Annotated in this window: 15 protein-coding genes; 3 read left to right on the top strand and 12 right to left on the bottom strand. The window is 64.9% G+C overall.

The features are described from left to right. Positions 1-14: 14 nt before the first annotated feature. The 4 genes from LB520_RS15945 to LB520_RS15930 are packed head-to-tail and all read right to left on the bottom strand — an operon-like array spanning position 15 to position 4,721. A complete protein-coding gene (locus LB520_RS15945; protein ID WP_140845601.1) occupies positions 15-1,013 on the bottom strand; it encodes an ABC transporter permease subunit in 999 nt (332 codons plus the stop codon). Next, a complete protein-coding gene (locus tag LB520_RS15940; RefSeq protein ID WP_224638112.1) occupies positions 1,010-2,566 on the bottom strand; it encodes a sugar ABC transporter ATP-binding protein in 1,557 nt (518 codons plus the stop codon). Before LB520_RS15940 ends, LB520_RS15945 begins: the two co-directional genes overlap by 4 nt. After that, the gene (locus LB520_RS15935) at positions 2,563-3,942 is read right to left on the bottom strand and encodes an FGGY-family carbohydrate kinase (RefSeq protein WP_224638111.1); all 1,380 of its coding nucleotides are present in this window, start codon (positions 3,940-3,942) and stop codon (positions 2,563-2,565) included. Before LB520_RS15935 ends, LB520_RS15940 begins: the two co-directional genes overlap by 4 nt. Continuing rightward, a complete protein-coding gene (locus LB520_RS15930; RefSeq protein ID WP_224638110.1) occupies positions 3,939-4,721 on the bottom strand; it encodes a DeoR/GlpR family DNA-binding transcription regulator in 783 nt (260 codons plus the stop codon). Before LB520_RS15930 ends, LB520_RS15935 begins: the two co-directional genes overlap by 4 nt. Before the next feature lie 192 nt (positions 4,722-4,913). Here LB520_RS15930 and LB520_RS15925 point away from each other — a divergent pair, with 192 nt between their 5' ends. From LB520_RS15925 to LB520_RS15915, 3 genes are read left to right on the top strand one after another with little or no spacing between them, the layout of a single operon-like run. After that, positions 4,914-5,954, top strand: a complete 1,041-nt coding sequence (locus tag LB520_RS15925) for a class II aldolase/adducin family protein (protein WP_224638109.1) — start codon at positions 4,914-4,916, stop codon at positions 5,952-5,954. Positions 5,955-5,958: 4 nt separating this feature from the next. Then, the gene (locus tag LB520_RS15920; RefSeq protein ID WP_224638108.1) at positions 5,959-7,236 is read left to right on the top strand and encodes an FGGY-family carbohydrate kinase; all 1,278 of its coding nucleotides are present in this window, start codon (positions 5,959-5,961) and stop codon (positions 7,234-7,236) included. Continuing rightward, positions 7,233-8,084, top strand: a complete 852-nt coding sequence (locus LB520_RS15915) for a TIGR01459 family HAD-type hydrolase (RefSeq protein ID WP_224638107.1) — start codon at positions 7,233-7,235, stop codon at positions 8,082-8,084. The genes LB520_RS15920 and LB520_RS15915 overlap by 4 nt, the downstream gene beginning before the upstream one ends. Positions 8,085-8,093: 9 nt before the next feature. Here LB520_RS15915 and LB520_RS15910 read toward each other — a convergent pair whose 3' ends face one another. From LB520_RS15910 to LB520_RS15875, 8 genes are all read right to left on the bottom strand, one after another. Continuing rightward, the gene (locus LB520_RS15910; protein WP_224602393.1) at positions 8,094-9,161 is read right to left on the bottom strand and encodes an ABC transporter ATP-binding protein; all 1,068 of its coding nucleotides are present in this window, start codon (positions 9,159-9,161) and stop codon (positions 8,094-8,096) included. A 3-nt stretch (positions 9,162-9,164) separates the two neighbouring features. Then, positions 9,165-10,013: a carbohydrate ABC transporter permease gene (locus LB520_RS15905; RefSeq protein WP_095769336.1), complete on the bottom strand. Its 849-nt coding sequence runs from the start codon at positions 10,011-10,013 to the stop codon at positions 9,165-9,167. Further along, a complete protein-coding gene (locus tag LB520_RS15900) occupies positions 10,013-10,936 on the bottom strand; it encodes a carbohydrate ABC transporter permease (RefSeq protein WP_095769337.1) in 924 nt (307 codons plus the stop codon). Before LB520_RS15900 ends, LB520_RS15905 begins: the two co-directional genes overlap by 1 nt. Positions 10,937-11,126: 190 nt before the next feature. Then, entirely contained in the window at positions 11,127-12,404 is a 1,278-nt protein-coding gene (locus LB520_RS15895) for an ABC transporter substrate-binding protein (protein WP_224638106.1), read from the bottom strand. Between the two features lie 24 nt (positions 12,405-12,428). Beyond that, complete coding sequence (locus LB520_RS15890; RefSeq protein WP_224638105.1) at positions 12,429-13,631, bottom strand: PLP-dependent transferase; 1,203 nt, start codon at positions 13,629-13,631, stop codon at positions 12,429-12,431. Then, positions 13,628-14,359: a FadR/GntR family transcriptional regulator gene (locus LB520_RS15885; protein WP_140688122.1), complete on the bottom strand. Its 732-nt coding sequence runs from the start codon at positions 14,357-14,359 to the stop codon at positions 13,628-13,630. Before LB520_RS15885 ends, LB520_RS15890 begins: the two co-directional genes overlap by 4 nt. Positions 14,360-14,500: 141 nt before the next feature. Further along, entirely contained in the window at positions 14,501-15,160 is a 660-nt protein-coding gene (locus LB520_RS15880) for a DUF2161 domain-containing phosphodiesterase (protein WP_224638104.1), read from the bottom strand. Positions 15,161-15,228: 68 nt separating this feature from the next. Then, positions 15,229-16,506: an L-fuconate dehydratase gene (locus LB520_RS15875; RefSeq protein ID WP_224631385.1), complete on the bottom strand. Its 1,278-nt coding sequence runs from the start codon at positions 16,504-16,506 to the stop codon at positions 15,229-15,231. Positions 16,507-16,558: the final 52 nt, after the last annotated feature.

The following is a 16,558-nucleotide window of genomic DNA, read 5'->3' as shown; positions in this document are numbered from 1 at the left end:
GCGACCGAGGTCAATCACGTTCTTGCTCCGGCCTGCAACCGGTAACGGTCGAGGGCGACCGCCACGATGATGACCAATCCCTTGATGATGTACTGCCAGATGTCCGAGACACCGGCCAAAATGAGCCCGTTGGAGAGCACGGCGATGATCAGCCCGCCGATCAGCGTGCCCCAAATCGAGCCGACGCCGCCGACGAAGCTGGTGCCGCCGAGAATGACGGCGGCGATGGCGTCGAGCTCGTAGGACTGGCCTAGCTGCAGGCCATTGGCGGCGTAGAGTCTCGCCGCCGACATGACGCCGCCGAGGCCCGCGAGCAGGCCCGACACGCCATAGACGAAGAGCAGCACCAGCGGCACCTTGATGCCGGTGAGGCGCGCCGCCTCGGCATTGCCGCCCACGGCATAGATCCAGGTGCCGAGCACGGTGCGTTTGAGCACCAGCCAGGACAGCACCACCACGGTCAGCGCGATGATGACAAGCCAGGGAATGCCGAACAGTGAGCCATTGCCGATGAAGTCGAAAGGCAGGTCGGAATTGAAGACTGTCGTATCCTCGCCGAGCAGGCGGGCGACGCCGCGCACGGCGGTCAGCGAGCCCAGCGTGACAATGAAGGGCGGCAGCTTGATGTAGGCGACAAGCAGCCCGTTGATGACGCCGAAGCCGAGGCCGAGCAAAATGGCGGCCGGAATGCCGAGCATGCCCCAGTCCGGCACCAGCGACACCAGCACAGCGACCATCGCCGAGGCCGCGAGGATCGAGCCGACGGATAGGTCGATGCCGCCGGTGAGGATGACGAAGGTCATGCCCGCGGCCAGCACGATATTGATCGACGACTGCTGGCTGACGATGAGCAGGTTGGTGCCGGTAAGGAAGCGCGGGTTGATGAACTGGAAGCCGACAGCAAGCAGCACCAGAACCGGCAGCATGCCGAGCGCGGCGAAGGCCGTGCGCAGCCGTCGGCTCCTGACCGCTGCCTGATCCGCCGCTTTCGCCACTGTTGAGCTGTCGGTCATCTTGTCGGTCCTTTCTTGGCCGCCCCCGTCGCAAGTTCCATGATTTCTTCCTGACGCAGCGGCCTACCCTCCGACGCCGTCACCTCGCCGGCGATGGCGCCGTCGCGCATCACGAGCACGCGGTCGGCCACCCCGATTACTTCGGGCAGTTCGCTGGAGATCATGAGAATGGCGATGCCCCGGCCGGCAAGACTGTCAATCAACCGATAGATCTCCGACTTGGCGCCGACGTCGACGCCGCGCGTCGGCTCGTCGAGGATGACGACCCTGGGCTCGGTCTCGAGCAGGCGGGCAAGCAGCACCTTCTGCTGGTTGCCGCCCGACAGTGAGCCGGCATTGGCCTGCGCCGAGCGCGTGCGGATCGAGAGATCGGCGATGGCCTTGGCGGCACGCCGCTCGGCGGCGGTGAAATCACGAAAACCGCCGGCGCGCGCGTCTTTCGCAAGCACACCCATATTGATGTTGTCGGCGATCGACATGTCGAGAAACAGCCCGAGCTCCTTGCGGTCCTCGGTGAGGTAAGCAATGCCGGCCTCCAGCGCCTCGCGTGGCGAAGCGATGGCAATCGGCTTGCCGTCGAGCTCCAGCTCGCCCGCGCTGCGGCGGTCGGCCCCGAAGATCAGCCTCGCGAGTTCGGTGCGGCCGGAACCAACCAGCCCCGCCAACGCCAGCACCTCCCCGTGGTAAAGATCGAACGAGCAGTCCTTCAGCAATCCGCCGTCCGACATGCCGCGCACCGACAGCGCTACCGGGCGCTGGCTGTCCGGCGGCCGGTGATCCTTCTTGTAGAAGGCCGAGAGATCGCGGCCGACCATCATCGAGACCAGGCGCGATGCATTGAGATCGGCGCGTTCCAGCGTGCCGACATAGCCGCTGTCGCGCAGCACGCTGACGCGGTCGGCGAGCTGGTAGACCTCCTCCATGCGGTGGCTGATGTAGATGATGGCAATGCCTTGCGCCTTCAGCGCCCCGATCACCTCGAACAGCCGGTCGGTTTCGCGCGAGGTCAGCGAGGTGGTCGGCTCGTCCATGACGATGATGCGGGCGCTGGTCGACAGCGCGCGGGCGATCTCGACCAGCTGGCGCTCGCCCAGTGACAGGCTAGAGACCAAGGCGCGCGCCGAAAAGGAGACGCCGAGCCGCTCGATGATTTCCCTGGCGCGACGGTTGCACTGGTCGCGGTCGACGATGCCGAACCTACGCGGCTCGTTGCCGAGGAAGATGTTCTGCGCCACAGTCAGGTTCGGCGCCAGCGACAGCTCCTGGTAGATAACCGCGATGCCCTGGGCGCGAGCCTTGATCGGATCGCCGCTGGCGACCGGCGCACCTTCGATCAGGATCTCGCCGCCGGCATCCGGCCGATAGGCGCCGGACAGCACCTTCATCAGCGTCGACTTGCCGGCGCCGTTCTCGCCCATCAGCGCATGCAGTTCGCCGGCATTGACGGTGAGCGATACGTCGTGCAGGGCCCGGACGGGACCGAAAGTCTTGGAGATGTGGCGCATCTCCAGCACCGGCCTTTGCGACGCCTCGACGCGGGCGGCGGCGCTCATTGCGCACCTCCTGCCGCCGCGCCGGCGATGTGGCGTCCGGCAATAAGGCCGCGCCAGTCGTCGCGGTAGCGATCCAGGCCTTTGAAGTCCGCGGCGCGTACCGGCTCCGGCCTATCGGCGGCGAATTCGCGGCCGATGCTCTCGAAGGCGAGAGCCGCGGCGCCCGTGGCGCTGCCTTCCAGCGTGGCCCCCTGCAGGAAGGATTGGCCGGGCCGCAGCGCCGCCAGGAGGCCGGCAAGCATCCCATCCGCATTCAGTCCGCCATCGACGATGACGGTGCCTGCCGAACGGATCAGGTCGAGCGAGAGATCGATCATCAGCGCCACATAAAGCAGCGCCACGGCGGCGCGCTCCCCAGCACCGGAAACGGGCCCGAGGATCTCGCCCGTCCGGCCCGGCAGCGGTCCGCCCGGGGCAAAGCTCGGCACGGCCATCGTGCCGGCGTCGATCGCCCGCTGTATGGCGGCCGGGGCGATCGCGCCTTGCCAGTTGCCGCTGATCACGGCGAATTCGCGCCCGCCCATGAAGCGGATCGTAGGCACCGGGCCGCCATCGACATCGACATTGGCCAGCATGTCGCGCTCGCGGTCGAGCGCCTCGAACGGACAGTCAGGGTTGAGAACGATCACCCAGGTGCCCGTCGACACCACGGTGAGCGGCCCGAGGTCCTGCCGACGATAGGCATGGAGCGCGGCATTGCTATCATGAACGCCGTTGTGAATGGCGACCGGTCTGCCCGCCCGGCCAAAGCGCCGCTCGCCAATGACGCCGCCGGCGTGCGCGAAGGCGGGCATGCGGCCCCGCCAGCCCTCGGCATCGACCAGCGAGGAGAAGTCACGCTTGCTCGGTGCCCACAGATGCGAGTGGCAGCCGAGATAGGAGACTTCCGAAACGGCGTGGCCGCCGAAGCGCCAGCTCCAATATTGCGGATAGCCGAGAATCGCCTTCGCCGCCGAGAACGCGCCGGGCTCCACTTCTTTCAGCCACAGCATGTGGCGGCCATAGTTGAAGCCGAGCGGCAGGCGCGGCGAGAAGGTCTCGGCGAAATCGGGAATGCGCCGATCGATCCGCGCGGCGATCTCGGCGGGCGGCTCCTGCTCATAGTCTAGGATCGGATGCGTCAGCGCCGTATCGTCGACCAGCGCGAAGGTGCAGCCGTGGCCCGACACCATCAGACCTTCGATGCCGTGGGCATCAGCGGCCTCGTTGACGGCGTCCAGCGCCCAGTTATGCAGCGCCGTTTCGTCAAGCACGCTGAGCCCGCTTTTGCGTATCCAGTCGGGTTTCGTGCGCCGTTCGTCGAGGATGCGCCCGTCCTGGTCGAAGACGAACAGCTTCGAATTGGTCTTGCCGAAATCGAGCACCGCCACCTTCACTGGACGGCTCCCGAAGGCGAGGCGATACGCACGGTGACACCGGCATCTTCCAGCATGCGCGCATCGGCGTCGGACAGGCCGTCATCGGTCACCAGCGAGCCGATGCGCGACAGCGGCAGCGCGACATTGCGGGCGTGGATCGACAGCTTCCGGCTGTCCGCCAGCACGACGATCTGGTCGGCGCAAAGGCTGAGATCGATAATCGAGCGCACCAGCAGCGGATGCGATTCCAGCACGCCCTCATGGCCGAGGCCCTGCGCGCCGAGAAAGAACTTCGAGGCATAAAACGGCACGGCCTGGGTGAGCGAATGGATGATGCCGGGCTCGCGGTGCAGATCGCCGCCGGCGATGGTCAGGCTGCAATGGCCATGATCGCTGAGATAGGCGGCGAGCGGCATGGAATTGGTGAAGAGGCGAATGTTGCGGTCGGCAAGCTTGACGCCGAGATGGAAGCAGGTCGAGCCGCCATGGACGATGACCGCATCGCCGTCCCGCACCATGGTGGCGGCTACAGCGGCGATTTGCCGTTTGGCATCGACCGCCAGGTCACGGTTCTCGTCATAGGGCCTCGCATAGGCGATGCCGGCATGCGAGGCGCCGTCGAGCGCCGAGATGCCGCCATAGACCTTCCTGGCTTCGCCGGCCTCGTCGATCTTGTCGATGTCGCGCCTGACCGTCGCCGCCGACACGCCAAGCCGCTCCTGCAGTTCACGCACCGAAGCGAACGGCCGGTCCCGCAATAGCTCGACGATCTGACGCTGGCGGCCGGAGTCGCTCAACTCTTCCTCCCGACAATGCCATTTTGCATGACAATTGATGCAACTTACTCAACATCAGTCGGATTGCAAGCCCGTTTTGACGATAATAGATCACTGTTGACGTAGATCGCTCGCATCTGCGATATCAGCACCAATCATTCTCCTGTAATGGGAGATCGTGCGAGACCGACGAGCCGTTGGAGGAAGATCGCAATGGCGACCACAGTTGATGCGCAGGAGCTGGCAGCCTTGCGGACACTTTCGGCAGCCATCGGCGACGATCCGCACCTGATACAGGCAGCCGGCGGCAACACATCGCTGAAGGCAGGGGACACGCTGTGGATCAAGGCCTCCGGCACCTGGTTGAGGGACGCGCTGACCGACGACATCATGGTACCGGTCGCGATGGGTCCGCTCGTCGAGGCCCTCGAACGGCGCGATCCGAGCGCCGACAAGCCGCAAGCCTTTGCCATCGATGCCCTCAATCCGCGCGGCTTGCGCCCTTCGATCGAGACCACCGTTCACGCGCTGATGCCGCAGCGAGTGGTGCTGCATGTCCACTGCGTCGAGACAATCTCACTCGCCGTTCAGGCCGATTGCGAGATCGAGGCCGGGCGGCGTCTCCAGGGCATCGCGTGGGCTTATGTCCCCTATCGCCGGCCGGGCCTGCCGCTTGCCCAGGGCATTGCCGAGCGTCTCCGGCAGGGGGTCGACGTGCTGATCCTCGGCAATCACGGACTGGTCGTCGCAGCGGAGACCGTGGCCGAGGCGGAGCGTCTGCTGCACCGGGTGAGATCGCTTTTGGCCCGCCCGGCGCGGCAGACACCGATCCCGGATATAGTGGCGCTGGCGGCACTTGCCGGCGGCAGCGGTTACCGATTGCCGGCGGATATCGAGGCGCATGCGGTGGCGCTCGATGCGGACAGCCGCCGCATCGCCGAAGCCGGCAGCCTCTACCCTGACCACGTCATCTTCCTTGGCCGGGGCTCCGTGGTGGCAAGGCCTGGCGAGAAGGTCGCCGACGTCGTCGCGCGGCTGGGCACGAACCCCGTTGCGGTCCTCTTTCCGGGCGCCGGCGTGCTGATGCGCGGCGACGCCAGCTCCGGCGCGGACGCGATGCAGCGCTGCCTCGCCGACGTGACCGCGCGGATCAACATCGCGGCGAAATTGAACTATCTCACCGCCGCCGAAAATGACGAGCTGGTCAACTGGGATGCCGAGCAGTATCGCCAGAGACTCAACGCCGCGGGTTAGGCGAATGGCGCCGCTTGCATTAGGCATCGACATCGGCACGTCCGGATCGCGCGCCGTCGCGATGCGTCCTGATTTCTCCATCGCCGCGAGCGCCACCATGCCACTCGAGCGCTTCGGCGCGAACGGCCGCGATCCCGCAGTTTGGTGGGCCGCGATCGGGGCGACATTGCAGGAGCTCCTCTCGCAAATCGACCGCGGAGCGGTGCGGGCGATCGCCGTCGACGGCACGTCCGGCACCCTGCTGCCGATCGACGGCGCCGGACAGCCATTGGCCGAGCCGCTGATGTACAACGACAAGGTTCCGGATGCGGCCATCCTCGCCGTGATCGCCGGCACGGCGCCGGAGGCAAGTGCTGCGCATGGGGCGACCTCCGGTCTCGCCAAGGCGCTCTGGTTCCAGCGCCTGCCTGGCATCCACGCCGTGCTGCACCAGGCCGACTGGATTGCCGGGCAATTCTCGGCCCGCTTCGACATCAGCGACGAGAACAACAGCCTGAAGACCGGCTACGATGCCGAGGCGCGCCGCTGGCCGGAATGGATCGCGGCGACCGGCATGCGCGTGGAGCTTCTGCCCACCATTGTCAAGCCGGGTAGCGTGACCGGCAGGCTTACGGCCGCCGCCGCCGACCTGTTCGGGTTGCCGCGCGATGTCGCGGTGGTCGCCGGCACCACGGACGGCTGCGCCTCTTTCTTGGCGACGGGCGCGGCGGCCGCGGGCGACGGCGTCACCGCTCTCGGATCGTCGCTGACCATCAAGATCCTGTCCGACCGGCCGATCTCGGCGCCGCGCTACGGCATATACAGCCACCGGCTCGGCGATGCCTGGCTCGCGGGCGGCGCGTCGAACACCGGCGGCAAGGTGCTCGCCCAGCATTTTTCGCTCGCGCGCATCGTCGAACTCAGCGCCGCAATCGATCCCGCGACAGAGACCGGCCTCGACTATTATCCGCTCGGTTCGGCCGGCGAACGTTTTCCTGTCACCGATCCAACGCTCCAGCCGCGCCTGCTGCCCCGACCGGAATCGGACGCCGACTATCTCAAGGCGATGCTGGAAGGCATCGCGGCCATCGAGGCGCTCGGCTACCAGAGGCTCGCCGAACTCGGCGCGCCGAAGCTCACCTCGGTTCGAAGCGTCGGCGGCGGCGCCGCCAATGCCGCCTGGACCGCGATCCGACGGCGCAAGCTCAGTGTCGATTTTCTGCCGGCGCTCTCCGATGAGGCTGCGGCTGGCACGGCGCGGCTGGCGCTGATGGGCGCAAAGGAGGCGGGGCTGCTGCTGTGAGCGCGAAGCACGCCGTGCATCTCGACGGGATCGCAGCGCTCGCCGAACGCTACGAAGTGTTCCTGCTCGACCAGTTCGGCGTGCTGCATGGCGGACAACAGCCTTATCCCGGCGCGGTCGAAGCCCTGTCGGCGCTGAAGCGCGCCGGCAAGACCGTGGTGCTGATCTCGAATTCCGGCAAGCGGGCGGAGCCAAACGAAGGGCGGCTGCTGAAGCTTGGTTTCGAAGCGGGAAGCTGGGATCATTTCGTCTCATCCGGCGAGGTGGCTTGGCGCATCTTCCGAAACATGGCGGACTCGGGCGCGCTGCGGGCTGGCACGAGATGCCTGCTGATCAGCCGCGACGAGGACCGTTCGGCGATCGAGGGCCTGCCACTCGTTCTGACCGAGCGCGGCGATGACGCCGATCTGGTGCTGATCGCGGCCAGTGAAGGCGACCGGTACGACCTCGACCACTACCGAAGACTTCTCGGCCCGGCGGCGGCGCGGAAGGTGCCGTGCTTCTGCACCAACCCCGATCGGATCATGCTGACCGTGGTCGGACCGCGCTTCGGCGCCGGCGAGATCGCCGATCTTTACGAACAGCTCGGCGGCAGCGTCACCCGTATCGGCAAGCCCTATCCGGCGATCTACGAAGCTGCGCTGGCGCTTGCGGGACATCCGGCACTCAGCGATGTGATCTGTGTCGGTGACAGTGTCGAGCACGATATAGCCGGCGGCAACGCGGCCGGCGTGTCGACCGCGCTGGTGATGACGGGAATATTGGCCGACAGGAGCGACCTGACGGGGCTGTTCGCAGACCTTGGCGCGTGGCCTGACTACACTCTGGGCGCTTTCCGCTGGCGCTGATCCGCGGACCTATCCAATCCGGTTTCCGCTCTTCGGATCAAACAGATGCAGCGCAGCCGGATCGGCGCCGAGGCGGATGGTGTCGCCCGACCTCACATCGCTGCGGCCCATGACGAAGACGCAGACCTGCTGGTTGGCCAGCCTGGCATAGAACTGCGTCGACAGGCCGAGCGGCTCGACCACCTCGACCTCGGCCTTCAGCGCGCCGTCGTCCACGAGCTTGATGTGCTCTGGCCGCAGTCCGATGGTGAGGTCATCGCCGTCGCTGATCGGCAGGCCATCCGGCAGCCGCAGCTTCTGGCCATCGGCGAGCACGGCATCCGCCTTGCCACCCTTGGCGACCTTAGCCGGCAAGAAGTTCATGCCCGGCGAGCCGATGAAGCCGGCGACGAAGGTGTTGACCGGACGGTCGTAAAGCTCCAGCGGGCGGCCGACCTGCTGCACATAGCCGTCATGCATGACGACGATGCGGTCGGCCATGGTCATGGCCTCGACCTGGTCATGGGTGACATAGACCGAAGTGGTCTTGAGCTGCTGGTGCAGCGCCTTGATCTCGGCACGCATATGGACGCGCAATTTGGCGTCGAGGTTGGAGAGCGGCTCGTCGAACAGGAACACTTTGGGGTCGCGCACGATGGCGCGGCCCATGGCGACGCGCTGGCGCTGGCCACCGGAAAGCTGGCGCGGCAGTCGGCCGAGATAGGCGTCGAGGCCGAGCCGCTTGGCGGCAGCACCTACCCTGCCGTCGATCGTCGTCTTCTCGGCCTTCTTCAAAAGCAGGCTGAAGCCCATGTTGGAAGAGACATCCATATGCGGGTAGAGCGCGTAGGACTGGAACACCATGGCGATGTCCCGGTCCTTCGGCGCGACGTCGTTGACCAGCCGCTCGCCGATGTGGATCTCGCCGCCGGTAACTTCCTCCAGGCCGGCGATCATGCGCAGCAGCGTGGACTTGCCGCAGCCGGACGGGCCGACCAGCACGACGAATTCGCCATCGGCGATCTCGAGATCGACGCCGTGCAGGATGCGCAGCGCGCCGTAATCCTTCTCGACGTTTTGCAGCGTGACGGAAGCCATCTTTTATCCTTTGACCGCACCGGCGGTGAGGCCGGTGACGAGATAGCGTTGCAGGAAAGCGAAGAAGACGCAGACCGGGATCAGCGCCAGGATGGAGGCCGCCATCATCTGCCCCCAGTCGACGGCGAACTTGCCGATGAAGGTGAGCAGGCCGACGGCAAAGGTCTTCTGCTCGTCGCTGGAAATCAACATCAGCGCGAACAGCAACTCGCTCCAGGCGGCGGTAAAGACGAAGCCCAGCGTCGCGCCCATGCCGGGCAAGGTCAGCGGCACGATCACCCGGCGCATCGCCTGAGCGCGGGTGCAGCCGTCAATCATCGCCGCTTCCTCCAGGTCTTTCGGGATGCCGTCGAAGAAGGACTGCATCAGGAAGGTTGCGAAGGCGGTGTTGAAGGCGGTGTAGATGATGATCAGGCCGATCAGGCTGTTGGTCAGGCCGAGATCGCCCATGATGCGGTAGATCGGCGGGATGACCATGACCAGCGGGAAGGTCTGGGTGAGCAGCAACAGGATCGCCAAAGTCGCCTTGCCGCGGAAAGTGAAGCGCGACATGGCATAGCCGGCAAGCGTGGCGATGACGGTGACAAAGGCGGCCGTTGATACCGAGACGATGACGCTGTTGAGGAAATAGCGCGGAAAGTCGGAGGCCTCGAGCACGGTGGCGAAGTTCTGAAAAGTCGTCTGCGACGGCCAGAAGGTGATGCCTTCGGAATAGAGCAGGCGTTCGGGCGTCACCGAGATCTTCAGCGTCCAGAAGATCGGAAACAGCGCGAAGATCACGTAGGCCGCGATAGCGCCGTAGAGACCGATGCCGCCGAAAATGCGCGAGGAGGTGGAGCGACCGGCGATCATCAGACGTGCCTCACGAGGGTGCGGCGGATGGCGATCAGGCCGATGGCGTAGGCGATCAGCAGCACCAGAAGCAGCACCGCAACCGCCGAAGCGTAGCCTTTGTCCAGCGACTTGAAGGCGCTGACATAGATGTAGACCGGCACCGTGCTGGTCGAGCCGGCCGGCCCGCCCTCGGTCATGACGAAGATCAGGTCGGCGAAGGTGGCGATCCAGATGGTGCGCAGCATGACGGTGATGACGATGGTCGGCGCCAGGAAGGGCAGCGTCACCTTGGTGAAGCGCTGCCAGGGCGAAGCGCCGTCGATGGCCGCCGCTTCATGCAACTCGGAGGGGATCGACTTCAGCGCCGCCAGCAGCGTGATGGCGAAAAACGGGATGCCGAACCAGATGTTGGCGACGATCGGCCCCCACATGGCGGTGGCAGGATCGGACAACACGTTGGTCGGCTCCGCCTTCAGGCCAAGCGCGAAGAGCCAATGCGGCAGCGGCCCGATGATCGGGTTGAACAGCCAGGCCCAGGTGAGGCCTGAGAGAAAGGACGGCACCGCCCAGGGCAGGAATACCACCGCTTGGACGACCTTGCGGCCGTAGAAGGGCTTGTCGAGCAGCAGCGCGAGACCCAGGCCAAGGAAGAACTGGAAGAGCAGGCTGGCAACCGTCCACCACAACGTGTTGATCAGCGCCTGGCCGAGCACCTGGTCGGAGAGCATCGCCTGGTATTGGGCAAGGCCGACATATTGCGACTTGAAGGCCGAGAATTTGCGGAAGGAGTAGCTGATGCCGATGATCAGCGGCACCAAAAGCACCAGGACCAGTAGGACGATGGCCGGCGAAAGATAGAGCCACGGCTCGATCGCGGCCTTGCTCAGCCGTTGCTTTCGCGGCCGGGCGGCGGATCGGATTTCGGAGACGGCGTAGGTCATACGTTTCGGCTCTACGGTGGTGAGTGGGTGCCGGGGACGGCGACAGCGTCCTTCTGCCCGTTCAACGGGGAGAAGATGCCGGCAGGCAGATGAGGGGCGGAGCCAGCCACTCAGAAGTCAGCGCCGCCCCTCATCCATCACTTCGTGACACCTTCTCCCCGTAGAACGGGGAGAAGGAAATGGCCTGCGCTCACTTCTTGTTTTTTGCCAGCCAGTCCTGCTGTTCCTTGGTCAGGAACTTGGCCCATTCGTCGGCCACGTCCTTGGCCTGCTTCTGGCCGAGCAGCACTTCCTGAAAATTCTTGATCGCCACCTGGTCGACGAAGTTGCCGAGGTTTTCCAGATGCGTTGGCGGCGTCACCATTTCGTACTTGGAGCTGTCGTTGAGCTCGGTAAACCAGCCCTTGAACTGCTCGGTCTTGAAATGCGCGTCCTGGTCGGCGCCGTTGTGGATCGGCACGACGCCCACTTCCTTGGCCCATTCCAGATTGTCCTTGGGCGACAGAAGCGTCGCCATCAGCTTCCAGGCCTCGTCCTTGTGCTGGGAATTGGCGAACATGGCCCAGCCGGCATAGCCCAGCGTCGGATAGGACTTGCCGCTCGGGCCCACGGGGAGCGGCGCGACGGCGAAATCGTCGGCGCTCATCTTGTCTGCGATGCCGAGCAGCGCGTCCGGATCCTGGTTCAGCATGGCGCAGGTGCCGGAGTAGAAGCCGGTCACCGTCTCGTTGAAGCCCCAGCTCACCGAATCTTTCGGCGCCAGACCGTTCTTGTACATGTCGGCCAGCATCTGCAGGCCCTTGACCGAGCCTTCGTCATTGATGGTCGAGACGCCATCGTCGGTGAAATAGCCGCCCTTGCCGTCGGCGATGTTCATGAACATGTGCATGCCGTTGAAAGCGCCCGGGCCGCCGCGCAAGCAGTAGCCGTATTTGCCGGGGATGGCGGAGATCTTCTTGGAGAAGGAGACGAACTCGTCGAGGTTTTCCGGCGGACCGTCGAGACCGGCTTCCTTGAACAGCTTCTTGTTCCAGAACAGCGCGTTCACATAATAGCCATAGGGTATCATGAACTGCGTGTTGTTGACGGTCGAGCCGAACTGCTTGGCGCGGTCGCCAAGCGTCTTGGCGTCGGGCCACTTGGCCATGTAAGGGCCGAGATCCTCAAGCTGCCCGTTGTTGGCATAGAGGCCCATCCAGCGCTCGGGCATTTCGACCACATCGGGCGTGTCGCCGGCCTGCACCATGGTGAGGAACTTCTCGAAGGCCTGGCCCCAGGGCAGCGAGACCACCTCCACCTTGATGCCCGGGTTCGCCGTCTCGAATTCGGCAATCTGCTTCTTCAGGAATTCGGTGCGCGGCGGGCTGGTGATGACCTCGACCAGCTTGATGGTGGTATCGGCCAGCGCGCCGCTGGCGGAAATCGCCAGGCCGGCCACGGCGGCAAACATGAAGCTCAGTTTTTTCATCTTCGGGACTCCCATTTTGGACGACTATTTTTTTGATTTGTCGAAGGCTTGGGCGATGTCGGCCCAGAGGTCCTCGACATTTTCCAATCCGACATTGAAGCGGATGGTTCGGGGGCTGACGCCGAAGCGCGCCATCGAATTGATGCCCGGCGTCTGCTCGAGCGAGGCTTTTGCCGGCACGACCAGGCTTTCATGGCCGCCCCAGCTGACGCCGATGCGGAAATATTTCAGGGCGTCGACGAAGGCCGGGATGTCGACATCCTCGGTGACCTCGAAGGAGAACAGCCCAGCATAGCCGGCTAAAGTCTTCTTGCCGGGGTGGTTGGAATAAGCGGGGTGGTTGACCCGCTCGACCTTGCCATGCGCCTTCAGCCGCTCGGCAATGATGAGCCCGCTCTTCATGTGGTGCGGCAGGCGCAGCGGCAGCGTGCGCAGGCCGCGCAGCAACAGCCAGCCTTCGAAGGGCGACAGCTTGCCGCCGAGCTGCGAATAGGTCTGCTCGTTGATGTGCTTGATGTGGGCGGCCGAGCCGGCCACCACACCGGCGACGGTGTCGCTGTGGCCGCTCAGATATTTCGATGCCGAATGCAGCACCAGGTCGACTCCATGCGAAATCGGCTTCTGGAAGACGGGGGTCGCCCAGGAATTGTCGATGGTGGTGACGATGCCCTGCTCCTTCGCCAGTCGCGTCAGATGCTCCAGGTCCTGTAGCTCGAACATCATCGAGGTCGGGCTTTCGAGGTAGAGCAGCTTGGCGCCGGGAAGTGCCGCGGCAACCGCGTCGGGATCCGAGCCGTCGACATAATCGACCTTGATGTGCAGGCGCGGGAACAGCCGCTCGAACAGGCGGTAGGCGTCGCCATAGCAGTTGCGCACCGCAACCATGCGCTCGCCGGCGCCGACAAAGGCGAGCACCGTGGCGCTGATGGCCGCCATGCCGCTGGAAAAGCCGCGCGCGGCCTCCGCGCCTTCGAGCGCGGCGACACGCGCTTCGAATTCCATCACCGTCGGGTTGTCGCCGCGCGAATAGATCGGCTGCTTTCGCCGCCCGGCGAAGGTGTCGGCCATGTCGGCATAATTGGCGAAGGTGAACAGCGAGGTCTGGTAGATCGGCGGCACCACCGCACCGTCGGGAAACGGATCGTCATGCGCCAGCAGCGTCGCCGCCTCGCCGAGATAGTCGCTGGCCATCGAGGCCGGGTCGAAAGTACTGGGCTGCTCGTTCATCTGCGGTCCGAAAGTTTGAGGTTGGCAGCGCCGCGCTTCAAATCGTCCTCGACGGTGGCGATGAGTTTTAGCGCCTCGGCGCGAGCGCCATCGGGGTCACGCGCGGCGATGCAATTGAAGATGGTCCGGTGATAAGGAAAACTGGCATGGCCGAAGTCGCGCACGCCGAGAGGATGCTCCCAGAAGCGGTGGAACAGCTCGTACATGGCGGCGATGATCTGCTCGAATAGCGGATTGCCGGAAGCGCGGAAAATCGCCTGGTGGAATTCCCAATCCTCGTCCGAGGACATCCCGGCGCGGGTCTGGAAGGCCTCTTCCATGAGGTCGAGCTTGCGCTCGATCTCGGCGAGTTCAGCTTTGCCGGCACGAATGGCGCAGAGGGCGGCGGCCTCCGCTTCCAGCGCGCGCCGGATCTCAAGCGTCGACATCAGGCCGGCGAAATCATTGCCACCGGCTAGTGTCAGCGGCATGTGCAGCATATCGGGCGAGACGGCGGCCTTGAGGTAGGTGCCCGAACCCTGCCGCCGCTCGACAAGGCCGAGGCCTTCCCAGCGCGTCAGCGCCTCACGCACCGTGTTGCGGCTGACCTTGAGGCGTTCGGCGAGGATGCGCTCCGTCGGCAGCTTCTCGCCGGGACCCAGAGCCTCCTGCCGCACGAATCCCGCCAGGGCCTTCAACACCGCGTCGTCGCGCGCCGTCGTCTGGATGGGGGGTAGGAAATCGGTCACGCCGGCTGGGCCTAAAAGTGGTTCAATGGTCCAACCAATTTCTGCACATGCGGAAAGATGAGTCAACAACCGAAACCAAGCCCGACGCCGAATGGCGGGTTTTCCGGTCACAAGGCGGAATGGTAAGTCGGCAAATCGTCCTTACAACGTCGCCGGCAAAGGTCCGATGGCGGCAAGACCGGCTTCTGTCAGTGCATAGACGCCGCGCTCGGCCCTGGCAAACCAGCCATAGTAATTGTGCAAAAGGATGCTGGCGGCGCGCGGCGAAAGGGTTTTGAGGTCGCGCGGCCGTTTCGGGCCGTCGACCATCGCGGCGGCGCAGGCGAGCGCCTCCTGGCGATAAGCGGTCATGATCGGCTTCTTGCGCGTGCTGCCGCCGATGGACGGATCACCCTTGCGGCGGTGATGCTCCTCGACTAGGCGTGAGCGCCGCCTGGGATCCCGGCGCGGCGGCAAGGCGGCCGGACTGAGCAGCAGCTCCACCTCGCCCTTCTTGCCGACGCCTAGCAGGCCGAAGCCGAGGCGGCGGCAGAGCGCGCGGAAGCGGCGGTCATGCTCGCGGCCCTTGCCGCGCGCCGACATATAGGAGGCAAGCCACACCTCGTCGCAGGCCGCCGCGCGGTCGACGGCTTGCAGGACGAGCTCGAGGTTGAACTGCAGCTTCAACTCGCAGATGACGACAACCGGCGGCTCGCCGGCACGCACGCCGACCACGTCGCAGCCGCCGATCTCGCCCTTGACGGCGAAATCCAGGCTCTCGAGGAACCGCTTCACCGGCTCGTAGAGGGAAGTCTCCTGCATTCGGCAGGCATAGCCGATTCGCAGCGGTCCAGTCGCGCGGGCGTAGTAACAGTTTGCAGCGTCACCTTTCAGGGCCGATGCAGGTAGTCCTCGATTGACTGTGCCTTCATCTCGATCGAGAAGCCGGGCGCACGGGGCGGCATATAGGCGGCATCGCGGATCACGCAGGGTTCGATGAAATGTTCATGCAGGTGATCGACATATTCGATCACCCGTCCGTCCTTGCTGCCCGACACCGCGATATAGTCGATCATCGACAGATGCTGGACATATTCGCATAGACCGACGCCGCCGGCATGCGGCCAGACCGGCAGGCGGTATTTGGCGGCGATCAGAAGCACCGCCAGAACCTCGTTCAGCCCGCCCATGCGGCAGGAATCGATCTGCACCACGTCGATCGCGCCGCCGGCGATGAACTGCTTGAACATGATGCGGTTCTGGCACATCTCGCCGGTCGCGACCTTGATCGGCGCGACAGCCTTGCGGATCTTGGCGTGGCCGGCGATGTCGTCGGGGCTGGTCGGCTCCTCGATGAAGAAGGGTTTCGCGAAGGCGAGGTCCTTGAGCCAGTCGATCGCCTGGTCGACCTCCCAGACCTGGTTGGCGTCGATCATCAAATAACGGTCCGGGCCGATGACCTCGCGGGCGATCCTGAGACGGCGGATGTCGTCGGCGCGGTCGCGGCCGACCTTGAGTTTGATGTGGTTGAAGCCATCGTCGACCGCCTCCTGGCAAAGGCGCCTGAGCTTCTCGTCAGGATAGCCGAGCCAGCCGGCAGAGGTGGTGTAGCAGGCATAGCCTTCGCGCTCGAGCGTGGCGATGCGCTCGGCCTTGCCCGTCTCGGCCTTCTTCAGGATCGCCAGCGCCTCGGCGGGCGTGATGGCGTCGGTGAGGTAGCGGAAATCGACGATGCGCACGATCTCTTCCGGGCTCATCTCTGCGACCAGCCGCCAGACCGGCTTGCCGGCTTCCTTGGCCCAGAGATCCCAGACAGCATTGACCACCGCGCCAACCGCAAGATGCATGGCGCCCTTGTCCGGCCCGATCCAGCGCAGCTGGCTGTCGCCGGTCACGTGGTGCCAGAAGCGGCCGGGATCCTCTTTCACCCAGTCGAGATCGAGCCCCACGACGAGGTGGCGCAGCGCTTCGATCGCCGCGCAGCAGATCTCGTTGCCACGACCGATGGTGAAGGTGAGGCCATGGCCTTTCAGCGGCGGAACATCGGTGTCGAGAATGACATAGGCAGCCGAGTAATCCGGGTCCGGATTCATCGCGTCCGAGCCGTCGAGGCTTTGCGATGTCGGGAAGCGCAGGTCGAAGGTTCTGAGGTCTGTGATTTTGGTCATTGCTGCCTCGTAACTGGCTTGCCTCACAACTCAACTGGCGGCCGAAACGGCC

It is taken from the genome of Mesorhizobium sp. CA12, from assembly GCF_020165255.1.
GTDB lineage: Bacteria > Pseudomonadota > Alphaproteobacteria > Rhizobiales > Rhizobiaceae > Mesorhizobium.
This window is presented reverse-complemented; position numbering and strand designations above follow the sequence as displayed.